The 17,108-nt window shown below is 38.6% G+C and carries 15 protein-coding genes and 1 other RNA gene; 9 read left to right on the forward strand and 7 right to left on the reverse strand.

What is annotated here, in order from left to right; genetic code table 11:
• The first annotated feature begins 7 nt into the window (after window positions 1-7).
• From QVL57_RS04480 to ligA, 3 genes are read left to right on the forward strand one after another with little or no spacing between them, the layout of a single operon-like run.
• On the forward strand, window positions 8-850 hold the full coding sequence (locus tag QVL57_RS04480) for an outer membrane protein assembly factor BamD (RefSeq protein WP_290076049.1): 843 nt from the start codon (window positions 8-10) through the stop codon (window positions 848-850).
• Window positions 851-868: 18 nt separating this feature from the next.
• A complete protein-coding gene (recN, locus tag QVL57_RS04485) occupies window positions 869-2,536 on the forward strand; it encodes a DNA repair protein RecN (RefSeq protein WP_290076051.1) in 1,668 nt (555 codons plus the stop codon).
• A gap of 12 nt (window positions 2,537-2,548) precedes the next feature.
• Window positions 2,549-4,654, forward strand: coding sequence for an NAD-dependent DNA ligase LigA (gene ligA, locus QVL57_RS04490; RefSeq protein ID WP_290076053.1), 2,106 nt, complete (start codon window positions 2,549-2,551; stop codon window positions 4,652-4,654).
• Here the strand turns inward: ligA and QVL57_RS04495 are convergent.
• The 6 genes from QVL57_RS04495 to ssrA form a co-directional block, all read right to left on the reverse strand.
• Window positions 4,651-6,474 (reverse strand): aminopeptidase P family protein, encoded by a 1,824-nt coding sequence (locus tag QVL57_RS04495; protein WP_290076054.1) that lies wholly within the window; start codon window positions 6,472-6,474, stop codon window positions 4,651-4,653. The genes ligA and QVL57_RS04495 overlap by 4 nt on opposite strands.
• Window positions 6,452-7,381, reverse strand: a complete 930-nt coding sequence (locus QVL57_RS04500; RefSeq protein ID WP_290076056.1) for a 50S ribosomal protein L11 methyltransferase — start codon at window positions 7,379-7,381, stop codon at window positions 6,452-6,454. Before QVL57_RS04500 ends, QVL57_RS04495 begins: the two co-directional genes overlap by 23 nt.
• Window position 7,382: 1 nt before the next feature.
• Window positions 7,383-7,976, reverse strand: a complete 594-nt coding sequence (locus QVL57_RS04505; RefSeq protein ID WP_290076058.1) for an SCO family protein — start codon at window positions 7,974-7,976, stop codon at window positions 7,383-7,385.
• A gap of 70 nt (window positions 7,977-8,046) precedes the next feature.
• Complete coding sequence (locus QVL57_RS04510) at window positions 8,047-10,203, reverse strand: UvrD-helicase domain-containing protein (protein WP_290076060.1); 2,157 nt, start codon at window positions 10,201-10,203, stop codon at window positions 8,047-8,049.
• Window positions 10,204-10,217: 14 nt separating this feature from the next.
• Window positions 10,218-10,787, reverse strand: a complete 570-nt coding sequence (locus QVL57_RS04515; protein ID WP_290076062.1) for a ClpXP protease specificity-enhancing factor SspB — start codon at window positions 10,785-10,787, stop codon at window positions 10,218-10,220.
• 29 nt (window positions 10,788-10,816) lie between these two features.
• Window positions 10,817-11,159: a transfer-messenger RNA gene (ssrA, locus tag QVL57_RS04520) on the reverse strand.
• A 96-nt stretch (window positions 11,160-11,255) separates the two neighbouring features.
• Here ssrA and QVL57_RS04525 point away from each other — a divergent pair.
• On the forward strand, window positions 11,256-11,570 hold the full coding sequence (locus QVL57_RS04525; RefSeq protein ID WP_290076063.1) for a DUF2853 family protein: 315 nt from the start codon (window positions 11,256-11,258) through the stop codon (window positions 11,568-11,570).
• Here QVL57_RS04525 and QVL57_RS04530 read toward each other — a convergent pair.
• Complete coding sequence (locus QVL57_RS04530) at window positions 11,561-12,859, reverse strand: MFS transporter (RefSeq protein WP_290076064.1); 1,299 nt, start codon at window positions 12,857-12,859, stop codon at window positions 11,561-11,563. The genes QVL57_RS04525 and QVL57_RS04530 overlap by 10 nt on opposite strands.
• 106 nt (window positions 12,860-12,965) lie before the next feature.
• On the opposite strand from QVL57_RS04530, the gene QVL57_RS04535 reads away from it, so the two are divergent.
• The 5 genes from QVL57_RS04535 to QVL57_RS04555 all read left to right on the forward strand — a co-directional run bounded on the left by QVL57_RS04535 (window position 12,966) and on the right by QVL57_RS04555 (window position 17,108).
• Window positions 12,966-13,760 carry a thymidylate synthase gene (locus QVL57_RS04535; protein ID WP_290076066.1) on the forward strand — a complete coding sequence of 265 codons (795 nt, stop codon included), beginning with the start codon at window positions 12,966-12,968 and terminating at the stop codon, window positions 13,758-13,760.
• Window positions 13,757-14,287 (forward strand): dihydrofolate reductase, encoded by a 531-nt coding sequence (locus tag QVL57_RS04540; RefSeq protein ID WP_290076068.1) that lies wholly within the window; start codon window positions 13,757-13,759, stop codon window positions 14,285-14,287. Before QVL57_RS04535 ends, QVL57_RS04540 begins: the two co-directional genes overlap by 4 nt.
• Window positions 14,288-15,172, forward strand: a complete 885-nt coding sequence (gene miaA, locus QVL57_RS04545; protein WP_290076069.1) for a tRNA (adenosine(37)-N6)-dimethylallyltransferase MiaA — start codon at window positions 14,288-14,290, stop codon at window positions 15,170-15,172.
• A gap of 66 nt (window positions 15,173-15,238) precedes the next feature.
• Window positions 15,239-16,360, forward strand: a complete 1,122-nt coding sequence (locus tag QVL57_RS04550) for an ATP-dependent RecD-like DNA helicase (RefSeq protein WP_290076070.1) — start codon at window positions 15,239-15,241, stop codon at window positions 16,358-16,360.
• 4 nt (window positions 16,361-16,364) lie between these two features.
• Window positions 16,365-17,108 (forward strand): pyridoxine 5'-phosphate synthase, encoded by a 744-nt coding sequence (locus QVL57_RS04555; RefSeq protein WP_290076071.1) that lies wholly within the window; start codon window positions 16,365-16,367, stop codon window positions 17,106-17,108.

A 17,108-nucleotide genomic window follows, 5' to 3' on the forward strand; every position in this document is an offset into this window, starting at 1 on the left:
GATTAATATGGTTGCTGTTATAAAAAGGAAGCATCTTGGCTTAAAGTATGCATGTTTGTTCTCTGCAAGCTTGATGGTTCTAACTTCTTGTGCAAGTAAGAAAAATGTAGATTTGATAGCTCAACAACAAAAGATAGAGCGAGCTGATATAGTATATAATGAGGCGTTGGCGAATTTCAGAGCCCATCGCTTTGATGAAGCTGCAAAGAAATTTGCGGTGGTAGAAACACAGCATCCTTTTTCTAGCTGGGGTAAAAAAGCTTTAGTTATGGAAAGTTTTGTTAATTATTCTAATAATAAATATCCAGAAGCTATTGAAGCTGCGCAGCGTTATTTGGCTCAATATCCAAAGGATAAAGATGCTGCTTATGCCAATTATTTGATAGGTTTGTCTTATTTTAAACAAATACCAGATATTAGCTTTGACCAAAAAAACGCACAACTTACCATCGTCGCTATGGATAATTTAATAAAAAATTATCCCAATTCATCCTATGCTGCCGATGCCAAGGTTAAAATGCGCTTTGCAAAGCAGCAGTTGGCTGAAAAAGAAATGCGAGTGGGTCGCTACTATCAAGAGAGAAAAAACTATATTGCGGCTTTAAAAAGATACCGCACAGTTGTTGAAAGCTATAGTGATACTGCTGTTATTGAAGAAGCATTGTATCGTTTGGTAGAAATAAATTATGCCCTTGGACTTACATTAGAAGCTCGTACAGCAGCAATATTATTGGGTAAGAATTATCCAAATAGTTTATGGTATAAAAATGCTTATTTGCTATTAGAAAAAGGCCATGTTTCAATGGACTATAATAAACAGTCATGGCTATACAAAGTATTTAGCCACTAAGGTAAGGTATGGCCCTTTATGCTTTTGCGGCTTTCTATACAAGATATAGTTCTGATAGATAAGTTAAGCTTGGATTTTGGTAAGGGCTTTTTGGTATTTACCGGTGAAACAGGCGCTGGTAAATCCATAATTTTAGATTCTTTGATGTTTGCTCTTGGCGCCCGTACAAACGCTAACTTTGTTCGTATGGGCGCTGAAACTGGTCAGGTTGTCGCAAATTTTGATGTTTCTAATTTATCTATCATTACTACTATGCTTAATGAAAATGGCTTAGATGCTGAAGACATACTTATTGTCAAGCGTCTGCAAACAAAAGATGGTCGTAGCCGAGCTTTTATTAATGATCAACCAGTGAGTTTAGCTCTTTTGCGTAATATTGGTCGGCATTTGGTAGAGCTGCATGGACAGCATGCTGAGCGAGCATTTTTAGAACTTTCTGCACATTTGCGCAGTTTAGATGATTTTGCTGATGTGAGCAGTGAATATTGTATTTTAGAAGATTTTTATCGACAATGGCAAGCATTAGAAGTGCGATTGACAGAACAGGAAGAGGCACTAGAGCGAGCTAAGCGGGAACAAGATTATCTGCAAGCTGCTGCTACAGAATTAGCGACTTTAAACATTACAATGGGCGAAGAACAAGAATTAAGTTCTCGTCGTGCTACTTTGATGCGCTATGAAAAAATGGCGACTGACATAACACACGCGAATGAGCTCTTGATAGACAATAATTCCCCAGTACAGCGAATTGCAGATCTGTTACGGCTGTTGGAGAGAAAACGTGATCAAATGCCGGAGCAGTTGGATCCAATAATTCAACATCTTGATGCAGCTTTAAATGCACTTTCATTTGCGCAAGATACTATAGAGCAAACTATGCGCTCTATAGATTTTAATCCTAAAGAACTAGAGCTTTTAGAAGAGCGCTTATTTGCATTGCGAGCGGCCTCGCGTAAATATAAAATCTCAGTAGATGAGCTACCTAATTTATATGAGCAGATAGAAGCTCAACTTGCTTTAATTGAAAAGCAGGAGGCTGATAAAATAGAGCTGTTGGGCGCAATAGAGTTAGCTAAAAATGAATATCATAAATTTGCTCATGCAATTTCTCAAAAACGCTATTTGGCGGCTAAAGATTTAGAACAACGTTTGAGTCAAGAATTGCGAGGACTAAAACTAGAGCATGCACAATTTATAGTTAAGCTAGAAACGGATACTAATAAGGCTACGGCTAAGGGTATAGATGAAGTTGAATTTTGGGTAAAAACTAATCCTACCACGGCGCCTGGTCCTTTGATGAAGATAGCTTCTGGCGGAGAGTTAGCGCGTTTTTTATTAGCTTTAAAAATGGTATTAACCAATAAAACCTCTATACCAACTTTGGTGTTTGATGAAGTTGATGCTGGAGTTGGTGGTGCTGTTGCCGCGGCTATTGGGGAGCGGTTGTTGCAATTGTCGCGTCGTATGCAAATATTATCTATAACGCATTCCCCGCAGGTTGCTGCTAAAGCTAGTGAGCATTTTTTAATTACAAAAGAAAAGGTAGTAGGTGGAGATAGTTTAGTTACTAAAGTGCAGGCATTGCAAGAAGAGGAGGCCATAGAGGAATTGGCGCGTATGTTGTCGGCTAGGGAGGTTACGCCTCAGGCGCGTGCTACGGCGAAAATTCTGCGAGCTGCAGGCTAAGGAGCTTCTGCTATGGTAAACATAAAAGACTTAACGCCGCAGCAAGCTCAAGCAGAGCTGGCACGTTTAGCCAAGCTAATCGCCCATCATGATTATTTATATAATACGCAAGATAGTCCAGAAATAAGCGATGCAGAATATGATGAGCTGCGTAAGAGAAATGCACAGCTTGAAAAGTATTTTCCGGAGTTTATTCGTAGTGATTCTCCGTCCGCTAAAGTTGGTGCGGAGCCCTTGAAAGGGTTTGCGAAAGTCACGCATAAGGTGCGTATGCTTTCGCTAGATAATGCTTTTAGTACGCAAGATGTGTTTAATTTTATCTCTAGAACGCGTAAATTTTTAAAATTGGATGAAAATATAGAGCTAGCTTTTATCGCTGAGCCCAAAATAGACGGACTCTCTTTATCTTTGCGTTATGAAAATGGTCTTTTAGCAAGTGCTGCTACCAGAGGAAATAGCATTATAGGGGAGGATGTTACCGCAAATGCTATAACTATTCGCGGTATTCCAGAGCAAATACCCTCGGCTCCGAGAATTTTAGAGGTGCGCGGAGAAGTTTATATGAGACGCGCGGATTTTCAAGCTTTAAATATAAAACAAAAAGAAGAAGGCAAGGCAATATTTGCTAATCCTCGTAATGCAGCAGCTGGTTCTTTACGACAATTGGATAGCGCTATTACTCAAACTCGTAAATTGGCATTTTTTGCGTATGGATTGGGTGAAATTAGTGAAAATATAGCTAGCTCACAAATGGAGCTTTTGCAGTGTTACCAAAAGTTTGGTTTTTCTACTGATACTCTTGCTAGATTATTTACGCGTGAAGAGGAGTTGATAGAATATTATAATTTTATTGAAGTAGAACGCCCAAATTTAGAATATGATATAGATGGAATTGTCTATAAAATTAATGACTTTGCCTTACAAAAACGACTTGGGGATATATCCCGCGTGCCGCGTTGGGCTATTGCGCATAAATTTGCGCCGCAAAAAGCTGTTACTATTATTAAGGCCATTGATATACAGGTAGGGCGTACGGGTGCTCTGACGCCAGTGGCTAGACTAGAACCAGTGACAGTAGGGGGCGTTGTTATTACTAATGCTAGCCTTCATAACGAAGATTACATTAAAGCCATTGGTAATGATGGTGCTATAATAAGAGATGGTCGAGACATCAGGGTTGGAGATAGTGTATTAGTACAGCGAGCTGGCGACGTTATTCCGCAGGTACTTGATGTATTATTACAGAAGCGGCCAAAAGTTAGCCATGCTTTTGTTTTTCCGGATTATTGTCCTGCATGTGGTAGCTTGGCCATACGAGAAGATGGTGAAGCCATACGGCGTTGCACAGGTGGGCTTTATTGTCCGTCACAAGCGGTTGGTCGTATAAAACATTTTGTTTCTAAACGTGCTTTTGATATAATAGGCTTAGGCCAAAAGCAAATAGAGTTTTTTTATCATGCTGTAGATCCGCAATTGGCTATCCGTGATGTTAGTGATATTTTTACTCTGCAGGAGCGACAAAAAGCATCACTTACTAAATTAGAGAATATCGATGGCTTTGGCGAGGTTTCTATAAAAAAGCTTTTTGCAGCCATCAATAATAGCAGAAAAATTACTTTTAGCAGATTTTTATATGCCTTAGGTATACGGCATTGTGGTGAAATTAGTGCAAAGCGTTTAGCTCAAACGTATAAGAGCTTTGAGGCGTTTGATAAAGATGCTAGAGCTCAAACGGCTTGGCCGCAAATTGAGGCAATAGACGGCCTAGGCGAAATGGTTGCAAGATCAATTGCTTATTTTTATAGTCAGCCGCCTAATTTAGAAATTATAGATAAATTGTTAAATGAAGTTCAGGTAGTTGATGAAGAGAATATCGTAACTACTAGTAGTAATATCTCTGGGTTGGTGATAGTTTTTACTGGTAGTTTAGAACATATGTCGCGTGAAGAAGCAAAGGCGCAAGCGCAAAAGCATGGAGCCCGTACGGCTAATGCTATAAGTAAAAATACCGATTTAGTGGTTATCGGTAAAGATGCAGGAAAAAAACTTGCTAAAGCTCAAGAGCTCAACATCAAAGTAATAGATGAAGAAGAATGGAGCGCGCTAATCAGTGACTAGAGCGATTTGGTGGCTGCTAACAGCCATTCTTGCTCTTCTATATCTAGATGTGGTGCGATTTCAGCATATACAGCTTCATGATAATCATTGAGCCATTTTATTTCACTCAGTTCTAGCATTTTGTTATCAATTAGTGTTTTGTCAATTGGACACAGCGTTAACGTTTCAAAAGTTAACGTTTCAATTTCTGCATTTACGTTTTTTTCTTTATTTTTTATAAGTAATAAATTTTCTATACGAATACCGAATGCGCCAGCCTTATAATAACCTGGCTCGTTTGATATAATCATACTAGCTAATAGAGGTTGATGGCTTAGGCGTGAGATATTTTGTGGCCCTTCATGTACGCTTAAATATGAACCAATACCATGGCCTGTACCGTGAGCATAGTCTAAGCCGTGTTGTAATAGATGATATCTGGCTAATATGTCTAGCTGGGCTCCTGTGGTATTGGTCGTAAAGCAGGCTTTTGTTAAAGCTATCATGCCTTTTAGTACCAATGTAAAGCAGCGTTTTTCTTCATCTCCTACTTCTCCAAGAGCTATGGTGCGCGTTACATCTGTGGTGCCGTCTAGATACTGGCCGCCAGAGTCAATTAAATATAGCGTATTTGGTGTAAATTTGGCATTGGTTTCATCGGTTACTCTGTAATGAATAATAGCCCCATGTGGTCCTACACCGGAGATGGTGTCGAAAGAGATATCCTGTAATTCGCTACCAAATTTTTTGGCCGTTTCTATACGTAGTTCTTCAAGCTTTTTGGCAGCATCTATTTCCGTAATTTGTTCTATTTCCTGTTTTGATAACCAGCAAAGAAAGCGGGTTAGCGCAACGCCATCGCGTATATGGGCTTTTTTTGCACCTGCAATCTCTGTAGGATTCTTAAGGGCCTTTGCATATTTTATTGGATCTGATACAAAGCTTATTTTGCCACCATTTTCGATAATAGTTTCATGTATTTTTTCGCAGCAGCTTTGTGGATCCAGGCTAAATAAGGCACCAGAGGCTGCTTTATTTTTAATATAGTCTATAAAATTATCTGCATCATATAGCGTGCAAATATCACTTAAATAAGCTGTAACATGTGGTTGGAGTTTCTTGGAGGAGATAAAAAGGCTTGGTTTATTTTGCGTTTCTACACAAGCAAAGGCTAAAGTTATAGGTGTATGATCGACATCGTTGCCCCGTATATTAAATAACCAGGCTATAGATGTCGTATCGGTTAAGATAAGATTTTCTTTTTGGCTTTGGATAAGTGTTTGCTGCAGTTCTTTGATTTTTTCCTGTGCGGGTTTGCCGCTATACTTTACATCATGTTGTTTTACAGCGGTATGTGGCTTTTCTGGTTGCTCGAGCCATATAGCATCCACTAAATTTTCTGCTATGCAGATAAGCTCACCATTTTGTTCATTAAGCTGCTGCTTTAATTGTTGAACTTGCTGTATTGTATGCAACCAGGGATCTATTGCTAGTTTTAATCCAGTGCCGTTAGCTTTTAGCCAAGCTATAGGCGAGACTATAGTAAAATCTTCGTAAGTAAAAAGGCTTGCATCTGTTTGGCTGCGCACTTGTAATTGATAACGCCCATCGGTAAAAAAAATGGCTGCATCTTTTAGTATCAACGCCATGCCAGCTGAGCCAGTAAATCCTGTTAGCCATTGTAGGCGTTGCGCGTAAGGCGCAATATATTCCCCTTGATGTTCATCGCATAAGGGTACGAAATATGCATCTATATTTTTACTTTGCATTAATGCCCGTAGTGCATTTATACGCTCTCTGCTCTTGCTAGCATCGCTATTAATGGAAAAGGACTGAAACATCGTTGGCCTCATTTTTTTGGGATATAGTACGAAAATATAAGCTAGCCCATTCTGTTGTATATAGTTGACTTTCTAAAGCGAAGCCGTGTTGCTTATAAATTTCTACGATTTTTTCTGCTTGGCTAATTAATATACCGGATAATATCAATGCACCGTTAGGGGCTATAATATTGCTTATCGTTGGAGCAAGATGTATTAAGGGGCTGGCTAAAATATTTGCAACTATTAAATTGAATGGGGCTGCGTTTTTAATTATATCTTGCTCATCTGCGTGGTATATCCTTATCGAACTTTTTACATTGTTTAACTCGATATTTTCTAGGGCTACCTTTACTGCAACAGGATCTATGTCATTAGCAGTAATTTGGGTATGTATGTTTAATTTTTTTGCTAATTTTGCTGCTGCTATAGATAAAATGCCGCTGCCGGTACCAATATCTAAGATTTTTTCTGGCTTAACTACTGGAATAGAATATTCTAAAAATTTTAGGCAATCTACTGTAGTGGCATGATGGCCCGTACCAAAAGCTTGACCTGCTTCTATTTCTATGGGTAATTTATGTGGTGGTATTTTATCACGCTGATGTTCCCCATAAATAAAGAAAGCTTCTGTCTCTACTGGCTTTAGGCCTTGCAGCGAATGTTTTACCCAGTCTATATCTGGTAAGATTTCGATTTGTACGATTATGGCCAGATGTAGTGTTAGTTGTAGCTGCAACATTTTTTGCTTCACAAGCTCTAATTCTGTTTCGTTGGTGTATAAGGAAATTTCATAAAGCTGCTTAGAATCACATATCTCGACTATGGCAACAGGCAGTCCTTCTTCTTCAAAAAGTTGGGTAAGCTTGTCGAAATATTCCTTTGCCGCTGGCCCCTGAATTTCGCTATATAACCTGGCTTGCTGCATATTATTGTGTGTCTTCTTTTATGAGTTGGCGTAATTTATCTAGGCCAATATTACCGCGCTCACTATTAGCGCCGATATCTGCTTGGTATGGTATGATGCCAAAGGAGCGCCCACCTTTGTGTAACAATATAACTGCGGCTGTATGATCGTAAGAGTAATCTTTATTTTCTCCTGGGACTTTTATCGCCACGATGTTAAAGTTTTTTATAACTTTACGGACTTCTGCAGGATCTCCACTTACGCCAATGATATTTTTGGGTGAATTGCTGAGATATTCATTCATAATTTCAGGTGTGTCGCGCTCAGGGTCTACGGTGAAAAACCAAAAACCTAATTTATCTGCATCATTACCCAAGGCTTTTATCCATTGTTGCATATCAAATAAAGTAGTTGGGCATACATCTGGGCACATGGTATAGCCAAAGAAAATTACAGCTGGCTTTGCCCTTATGTCTTTTTCTGTGACTATTTGTTTATTAGAGCTGATCAGAGTAAAAGCACCTCCTACTGGACCAGGTTGATGATGTTGATTGTAAAAATATACAGCTGTTATAAATAGCAGTGTTAAAATTATAAAGGAAAAAAAAGCTTTCATTACGCTAGCCTATAAAATTAATCGGCAAGCTGTATGATAGCAAAAATTATGTAGGCTAGCAAATATATTTTTAATCTTTTACAAATTTTGCCCAATTTGCCATTACAGGTCTTTTTCCTTCATTATCAAAATCCACTGTTAATTTATCGCCTTCGATGTCTACGATTGTGCCGAAGCCTAACTTGCTACTTATGCGATCGCCGATTTGAAAATTATGCCGATAATGGATATTTATTTTAGTTTTTGGTTTTGCAAATGGTATGTTCTCTTTATGTTGTAATAATTCAGAAGGCAATTCATTTATAAAATTTGACCTTCCTCCTGTCAGGTGCAATTTGCCATAGATATAGCGAAGCTTGGCATAGGTTATATAAATGTTGTTTTTGGCGCGTGTTATAGCTACATAGGCCAATCTGCGTTCTTCTTCTATGTCATTACCTCTGTGCAAAAATGGAAAGAAGTCTTTTTCCCAACCTGGCAGTAATACTGTTTCAAACTCTAGCCCTTTTGCCGCGTGCATAGTCATTAAATTTACAGCATCTAGGTTATCGGTTTCAGTATTTTCTATTTGTAAGCTAATGGCTTCTAAATATACATTTAAACTTTCATAATGTGCCATTTCATTTATCAGATTATTCAAGTTTTGTAGCTTTTTTTCTCCTTCAGGATCTTTGTCGAGAAGCATATCTTTATAGCCAGTTTTGTCCAAAATGTTAATCGCTAATTCTTTTACACTAGCAATTTTCATGAAATCGGACCAATCTTTAAAATTTTGGATAAATTTATTTAAAGTTTCGTTTAGTTTGCTAGGAAAAGCTTTAGCTTCGACCATTTCAACTAAAGCTGCATATAGCGAAAGCTGGTGATTTTCGGCATATAATCGTATTTTTTGTAAATTTGTCTTTCCTAGACCACGGCGCGGAGTATTAATAATACGCTCAAAGGCTAAATTGTTATTTGGGTGCATAAGCAAAGCTAAATAAGCATGTAAATCTTTGTTTTCCTTTTTGTCATTTCTATTACTACTGCCTACGAGCCGGTATTTTATCTGTGCTCTTGTAAAATGTCCCTCAAATTCAGTTAGCAACATACGTGATCGCACTAAGACAGCCATGTCGTTAAGCGCTTGGCCATTACTATGCAGTCTAGTTATAATTTCTACAATTCGGTCGGCTTCATTTTCTCCGGTTTGCTCTTCGTAGTAATATATTTTTGCGTTATGCTGTGTAGGTTGGTTTGGATATAGCTGTTTTCCTAAGCGATTTGCATTTTTTGCTATTAGCTGATTAGCTGTATTTAATATGTGATCTCTAGAGCGATAATTGCGCTCTAAGCGAATTATTTTTGCCTCTGGAAAATCTTTAGTAAAGCGTAGCATATGCTCTGTATTAGCGCCGCGCCAACTATAAATAGATTGGTCGTCGTCGCCAACGCAGCAAATATTTGGAGCGGAGCCATCTGTTCTTCTTGCTAAGCGATTTAAGAATAAGTATTGTGCTAGGTTTGTGTCTTGGTATTCATCCACTAATATATAGCGGAATTTTTTTTGATAATAAGATAAGATGTCCGGATTGTGTTGTAGAATTTTTCCTGTATACATCAGCAAATCACCAAAATCACAAACATTCATATTTTTTAATGTTTGTTGATAAATTGTGTAAACATTGCGTATAAAATCTAGGGTTAAAAAAGGCGCGGCCTCAGTTTTTGGACTTTTAATGACAGCTTCGCTGATTTCGGTTGGTAAAAGCGCGCTACCTTTCCATAATTCTATGTTATCAGCAATTGTTTTTCTAACAATGTCTTCATTTTTTATTGCCGTTGTTTCAAGAATTTTTTTTAATATTTTTTTTCTATCGTCTTTATCAATGATGGTAAAATCATTTTTTAATCCGATAAGCTGAGCATGACGATGTAAAAATTTTGCGCCTATGCCATGAAACGTTCCAAGCCAGGTCATATTATTTACATCGGCGCCAATCAAAGCCTCTATGCGCAGCTTCATTTCTTTCGCAGCTTTATTGGTGAATGTAACGCACAAAATTTCATCTGGCTGTGCCAGACCAGTATGCAAAATATGTACTACTCTTGTGGTTAAGGTTTTAGTTTTACCAGTACCAGCCCCAGCTAATACCAATAAAGCCCCCTCGGTATTTTCAACAATTTCTTGCTGCGTCGGATTAAGTATAGAAATATAGTCAGGTTTACTTTTTTGTTTCCTGGCCATAATAATTTTAACTGTTAATCTCTTTTTTTACGGAAATCGTCTAGAGAAACTACACGTGCTGGATTACTAGCGGCGGGGGTTTTCTCTGTTGTTTCTATATTTTCGCTTTGCGCTTTTTTATTAGGCTTTTCTGTATTAGCTGTAGGATTGCCGGATGCGAAGTTACTTAGCGAAGAGCGTGATTTTGTTGTAATTGGACTGGGGGCTTGAGAGGTTTCTTGCGCGACATCTGGTAAATCAAACGCTGCTTCAAAAGAGGCCTGTGGGTCGTAAAAAGACTGTATAGCAGCAAAAGGTACTACCAATTTTTCCGCTATATTGCTAAAAGAAAGATTGATTTCAAATTGTAGGTCATTTACGATAAGATCCCAAAATTGATGTTGTATAACTATAGTCATTTGAGAGGGATAAAGCTTTTTTAACCGGGAAGAGATTTTGACGCCTGGAGCCGTGGTTAAAAAAGTAACAAAAAAATGGTGGTCGCCAGGTAATCCTGCTATAGAAACCTCTAGCAAAACCTTGTGTATGACTTCTCGCAGAGCATCTTTTACTAAAATATCATAACGTATAAGATCATCTGCCATTCTACTGCCTTTACAAATATATAAATCTCGGCGGGGGCTTCTGTTGCCAGGCGCCCCCAGGCCCCGCTTAAACCTGCAAAGATCTAAGACTCATAATTGAGCTTTCGCACTGCCTAAGCAGCGAGAGCAGCTCCTGCATAGTTGTCGTTTGCAACTACAAGTTTAGCCCGATAACGGCGGTACAATGCCGAGTAAAAGTACAATCTTTAGACCCTTGTCGATCCTGTTTCGCCCCCATAAATAACTTTTTGGTGGAGGCGCCGGGTACCGCCCCCGGGTCCAATAGGCTTATTGCATTGCCAATTTATTACCATAGCTGAAATTATAATCAGCATAGTTAATATAAGCTATTTTTTGCTAATTTGAAAGGGGGTAGCTTTTAAAAGTTTTAACCCAAGTTAGCTCTTGCTCTATGTACCTTTTGCGCTAGCTAACTAAAAACAGATAGATTAATGAAAGCGAAACTTTATGTGTAAATATATAGATGACATAAAAAATTATGATAAAAATCCTGACACAAAGGCGATAGAAAAACTTTCCAGTGATTTGCGTTTGATTATGCAGGATCAAGATGCCCGTTATGTAGCTGTCAGCGATGAAAAAGAATTAGAATTGGTAGCCAAAAATTTTGCTATGGATAAGCTAGATGTTGATATAGAAACGGCAAAAAAAGCTGTGCATGAAGTAGCACAGCTTATGTCTAGTGAAACGAAAAAAAATAGAATAATTTTTTACTATCTAGTAGCAAAGCAATTAGGGAAATTGAAAGCCCTTTATTTATAAAGATCGCTATAGGTTCTAGCATCTGGCATTAACCAGCTAGATATTGCCGCTATTATCATCATAAAGGTTACATAATAGCCGAATACATGGCCATATCCTATATCTTTGAAGTAAAGCGCAACCATGCTAGCAGATCCACCAAAAAGCGCATTAGCTACTGCATGGGAAACATTTACTCCAAGAGCTCGAATAGAGCGTGGATACATTTCGGCTTTAACGATATTGCTAACGGCATAATATAAGGAAGAAATCCATAGCAAGCTGACAATGCAAGCGAAAGCTATCATGCTGTTATGGGTGCGGCCTATAATATTTAACAGTGGAATAATTGTTATTATTGATAATATTGTCCATATGCGCAAGCAGGCACGTGTGCCAATTTTATCACCCAACCAGCCAAACAGCGGTAAACATATCATATATACAAAAAGGGCACCAGTTACTATTGCTTGTGCCGTAGACTTACTAAAGTCGCTTGTTGTGAATAAATATGTACGCATATAGGTCGTAAAAGTATAGAAGGTTAGGGAGCCAGCAGCCGTAAATCCGGAAACCAATAAAAACGTTTTTTTATAGGTAGTAAATAATGTAACTATATTGCCAGTTTCTTTTTGCGTTTTGTCTTCTATTTTTACGGTTTCATGTAGGTAAGACTGAGAAATAAAAGCTAGTATTGAAACTAATCCGCCTAAAAGAAAGGGAATACGCCATCCCCAGTTACGCATTGCCGCTTCTGGCAAGCTTGTGCTTAAAAGATAGACTACAAGACTGGCTATAAGCATACCGCTAACTAAGGTCATAGCCTGAAAGGAAGAAAAGAAACAGCGGCGACCTTTTACCGATGCTTCACTAATATAAGCTGCTATAGAACCGTATTGTCCGCCAGCTGAAAGCCCCTGCAGCATGCGTAAAATAGCAAGTAGCAACGCCCCCCAAGCGCCTATATGCTCGTAAGTCGGCACTAAGCCTGTGAGGAAAGAGGCTAACCCCATAATCGATATTGCGATGAGAATAGACGTACGGCGCCCGTGCTTGTCGGCTAGGCTACCAAATAGCCATCCACCTATAGGGCGCATTAAAAAGCCGACAAAAAATACGCTAGCTGATTTAAGTAGCTCTATTATGATATCCCCATTTGAAGGAAAAAATTGGGATGCGAAATATATAGAAGTGGCAGCATAAATATAAAAATCATACCACTCTATTAAATTTCCAGATGCAGCTATAAGAATGGCTTTAAAGTTACCTACTTTTAGCTCTTCTTGCTCGTTGTTCTTTGTTATTGTCATAAGTTCCCCGTGGTTAAAATTTTTGCTCAAGCTATATCAAAAATATAAAACTGGCAAGCTTGTTAATCATTGACGTCTTGCTTTTATCTATGATAAAAATAATTTTATGCAAGCCTATCTTAAATTATTGCGACATGTGTTAAACAACGGTACATCGAGAAGTGACCGCACTGGCGTTGGCACTAAATCTATATTTGGTTATCAAATGCGGTTTGATTTGGCGCAAGGTTTTCCGCTTTTAACTACAAAAAAAATACATATCCACTCTGTAATAGCAGAACTTTTATGGTTTTTGCGTGGGGATACTAATGTAAAATGGCTGAATAAGCATGGCGTGTCTATCTGGGATGAATGGGCTGACAGAAGTGGCGATTTAGGTAAAATCTATGGTTATCAATGGCGTTCTTGGCCTACAAGTGATGGCGAGCATATTGATCAGATAAAAAATCTTATAGAACAGATAAAAATTAATCCGACCTCACGACGTTTGCTAGTAAGTGCTTGGAATGTAGCTTGTTTAAGCGAAATGGCTCTTCCGCCATGCCATTGTTTGTTTCAGTTTTATGTTGCAGAGGGAAAATTGTCTTGTCAATTGTATCAGCGTTCGGCAGATGTTTTTTTGGGTGTACCATTTAATATAGCTTCTTATGCGTTGCTCACTCTTATGATAGCGCAAATATGCAAGTTAGAAGTTGGCGAATTTATACACAGCTTTGGTGACGTACATCTTTATAATAACCATATTGACCAGGCGCAGTTTCAGCTGCAGCGGCAACCACATCCGTTACCAATTATGCAGTTGAATAAAAATGTTAGCGATATTTTTGCCTTTGATTTTACGGACTTCAACTTGCAAAATTATGTTGCGCATCCACACATAAAGGCTATGGTGGCGGTGTGAAGCCTAGTTTTTCGGCTATTCTGGCTGTTACAAAAAATGGAGTTATTGGCCAGGGTGGCCGTATGCCTTGGCATATGCCAAGTGATTTAAGTAGATTTAAACAGCTAACATCTGGCCATCCTGTTATCATGGGGCGCAAGACTTGGCAAAGCTTGCCCGAGCCTCTTAAGAGCCGAACCAATATTGTAGTAAGTCGCAGTTTGAAGTCTGTAGACAATAGTGGCTCTTCTACGCCAGTTATATTTTGCGATTCTTTGGCCGAAGCAATGGCAGTGTCGGTTGTAGCAGCAGCAGGCTTAAAGACAGAGGAGGTATTTATTATTGGTGGCGAGCAAATTTATAAACAGGCCGCGCCTTATATAAGTAAGCTATATGTTACGATAATATTAGCTTTTTTGGTTGGAGACGCGCATATATTTTTTGGCGATTTTCCTGGTAACTGGGTTCGTAAATTGCGTAAAATTATCCGAAAGGGAGCAAAAGATAGTTATAATAGCGTTTTTGCTATCTATGAGCGTGAATCTTAAATGCAATTAGCTGATTATCGCTATATTTTATTAACTGGTGCTACTGCCAGCGGAAAATCTGCTTTTGCTATGCGCTTAGCCGAACAGTATGATGCGGTGATAATAAATTGTGATTCGATGCAAATTTATAAGGGGCTAGAGATTTTAACTGCTGCACCGCCCGCAGATGCATATTTGCAGGTAGATCATTGTTTATATAGCTATGTAAGTCCTAAGCTAGCTTATAGTGTGGGGGATTGGCTTTCTGATGTAAGTTTTTTGATAAATAAAGTGCCAGCAGCTAGTAAAATTATATTTGTTGGTGGAACGGGACTATATTTTAATGCTCTGTTGGGTAATTTGGCGGTAATTCCTAAACCAGCTGAAGCTATACGAGAAAAATGGCGTGGGAGGTTATTTTCTGAAGGTAGTGAAGAGCTACATAAATTATTGCAGCAACAAGATGCAACATCTGCGCAACGAATCGATGCTGGCGATGGGCATCGTATAGTGCGAGCTTTGGAGGTTTTAGAATCTTCTGGTAAACCTTTGAGTTATTGGCAAGGCTTTAAGCAACCGGCTTTGATCTCACGGGAGCATAGCAAAAAAATTATTTTAAATGTAGAAAGGCAGCTTCTGTATAATAATATTGAAAAACGCTGTGAAGGATTTGTTGCTAATGGTGCGTTGGAGGAAGTACAAAAATTTGCAGATTTGCAGTTAAGCGAGGAGTTGCCTGCTATGCGTGCAATTGGAGTGGTAGAGTTCATGAGTTATTTGGCAAAGAAAAATAGTCTGCAACAAACTTTAGCGCAGATAAAAACACGCACCAAGCAATATGCGAAAAGGCAATTGACGTGGCAGCGGCATCAATTAGATCTTAGTTGGCAGCGTTTTGAAGTATAATTTGTTTATTTTATTTGCAAATCATGCTAGAAATGGCTTTTTATAACAAGCTCAATGAAATAAGATATGCAACTTTCAGTAAAACAAGAACTCGCCTTGAAAGAGGTAGAGAGTTGGTTTAAAAAAAAACAAAAGCCTATATTTAGGCTATTTGGTTATGCTGGTACCGGAAAGACTACCCTTGCTAAATATTTTGCCTCTACTATAGGTGAAAAAGTGCGCTTTGCAGCATATACTGGTAAGGCTGCTCAAGTGTTGCGTTCTAAAGGAGCATACGGGGCGTCTACTATACATTCATTGATTTATCGGCCTACGGGATTGACTGAAGTAGCGGATGAAGTAAATGGTCAAAAAATGACAGAACCGAGTTTTGTTTTAAATCGCGATAGTGACATTTTAAAAGCCAGATTGGTTGTTATTGATGAATGTTCTATGGTAGATCAAAAATTGGGGCAGGATTTGCTTAGTTTTGGTGTGCCAATTTTGGTTTTAGGGGATCCGGGGCAATTGCCACCCATTGGTGGCGGTGGATTTTTTACTAATCATAAGCCAGACATACAGCTAGAAGAGATCTTTAGGCAAGCGCAAGATAATATGATTTTGCATTTTTCCAAATTGGCTAGAGAGGGGCAGCCAATGGATTATGGAGATTACGGCGATGTTAAAATTATTAAGCGACAAGAAATAACTGCAAGCATGGTGCTTGCTGCAGATCAGGTGCTTATTGGCACTCATAAAACTAGAAGGTTATATAATAAACGTATTCGTGAGTTATTAGGTTTTTCTACCGATTTGCCAGCTGCTGGCGATAAGTTAGTGGCACAACGAAATAATGCTGCTAAAGGGCTGATGAATGGTTCTTGTTGGAAAGTCTTGCAAGCTGGTATTATGTCTGGTAAGCCATATATGAATTTATTAATAAAAGCAGAGGATGAGCCACAAAAATCAGTAAAAGTAAAATTGCTAAAAGAAAGCTTTATTAATCCTTTGATAGATATTCCGTGGCAATTAAAAAAGCGCTATGATGATTTTGAATATGGCTACGCCTTAACAGTTCATAAGGCTCAGGGATCGCAGTGGGATAATATTTTACTTTTTGATGAAAGCTACGCTTTTCGAGAGGATAAAGAAAAATGGCTTTACACTGCGATAACGAGAGCAGCAAAAACACTTACTATAGTGAGATAATTATATGGTTGCGCAACAAACAACTTTATCCGTGAATTTAAATGCTATAGCTTTATTAAGAAATAGAAGAAATTTGCCTTGGCCTGATATGCTTGACCTAGCACGTATAGCACTGAAGGCTGGTGCTAGCGGGATAACAGTACATCCGCGGCCGGATGAGCGACATATACGTTATGCAGATATTGAGTTGTTGGCGAATTTTTTAAAAGTTGAATTTCCGGCTGCTCAGTTTAATATTGAAGGCTTTCCTAGTGTAGAATTTTTAGAGCTTGCTATGCCGTATGCACAGCAAATAACTCTGGTGCCAGACGATCCGCACCAAAATACTTCAGATCATGGATGGGATATAGAGCAACAAATAGCTGTATTAGTGCCTATAATACAGCATATTAAGCAAAAACCTATTAAAGTTTCAGTTTTTCTTGATGCAGGTGCAACGGGTCATAACAAATTAGCAGCCATAGGTGTAGATAGTATAGAATTATATACTGGTTCTTATGCCGCTTGTTATAATAATGAAGCTGCAGCTAATTTTGCCGTAGAAGCCTTGGCTAGCACAGCGCATGCCGCTAAGTTAGCAGGGTTAGCTGTAAATGCGGGCCATGATCTAACGGTAGAAAATTTGCCGTTGTTATTAGATAAAGTTAATAAAATCAGTGAAGTTTCTATAGGCCATGCTTTAACAGCAGATGCGTTGCTTTATGGAATGGAGCGTGCTGTGGGGCGTTTTTTGGCAGTACTTAACTGA

The organism is Bartonella sp. TP, assembly GCF_030406085.1.
Lineage (GTDB): Bacteria > Pseudomonadota > Alphaproteobacteria > Rhizobiales > Rhizobiaceae > CALTWN01.

Excerpts from the sequence above, each read along its gene's own strand:
- ligA (WP_290076053.1), top strand. The coding sequence starts at position 2,549 with ATGGTAAACATAAAAGACTTAACGCCGCAGCAAGCTCAAGCAGAGCTG.
- miaA (WP_290076069.1), top strand. The coding sequence starts at position 14,288 with ATGCAATTAGCTGATTATCGCTATATTTTATTAACTGGTGCTACTGCC.
- QVL57_RS04535 (WP_290076066.1), top strand. The coding sequence starts at position 12,966 with ATGCAAGCCTATCTTAAATTATTGCGACATGTGTTAAACAACGGTACA.
- QVL57_RS04495 (WP_290076054.1), bottom strand. The coding sequence starts at position 6,474 with ATGTTTCAGTCCTTTTCCATTAATAGCGATGCTAGCAAGAGCAGAGAG.
- QVL57_RS04510 (WP_290076060.1), bottom strand. The coding sequence starts at position 10,203 with ATGGCCAGGAAACAAAAAAGTAAACCTGACTATATTTCTATACTTAAT.
- QVL57_RS04550 (WP_290076070.1), top strand. The coding sequence starts at position 15,239 with ATGCAACTTTCAGTAAAACAAGAACTCGCCTTGAAAGAGGTAGAGAGT.
- QVL57_RS04530 (WP_290076064.1), bottom strand. The coding sequence starts at position 12,859 with ATGACAATAACAAAGAACAACGAGCAAGAAGAGCTAAAAGTAGGTAAC.
- QVL57_RS04515 (WP_290076062.1), bottom strand. The coding sequence starts at position 10,787 with ATGGCAGATGATCTTATACGTTATGATATTTTAGTAAAAGATGCTCTG.
- QVL57_RS04505 (WP_290076058.1), bottom strand. The coding sequence starts at position 7,976 with ATGAAAGCTTTTTTTTCCTTTATAATTTTAACACTGCTATTTATAACA.
- QVL57_RS04480 (WP_290076049.1), top strand. The coding sequence starts at position 8 with ATGGTTGCTGTTATAAAAAGGAAGCATCTTGGCTTAAAGTATGCATGT.
- QVL57_RS04555 (WP_290076071.1), top strand. The coding sequence starts at position 16,365 with ATGGTTGCGCAACAAACAACTTTATCCGTGAATTTAAATGCTATAGCT.
- QVL57_RS04500 (WP_290076056.1), bottom strand. The coding sequence starts at position 7,381 with ATGCAGCAAGCCAGGTTATATAGCGAAATTCAGGGGCCAGCGGCAAAG.
- QVL57_RS04525 (WP_290076063.1), top strand. The coding sequence starts at position 11,256 with ATGTGTAAATATATAGATGACATAAAAAATTATGATAAAAATCCTGAC.
- recN (WP_290076051.1), top strand. The coding sequence starts at position 869 with ATGCTTTTGCGGCTTTCTATACAAGATATAGTTCTGATAGATAAGTTA.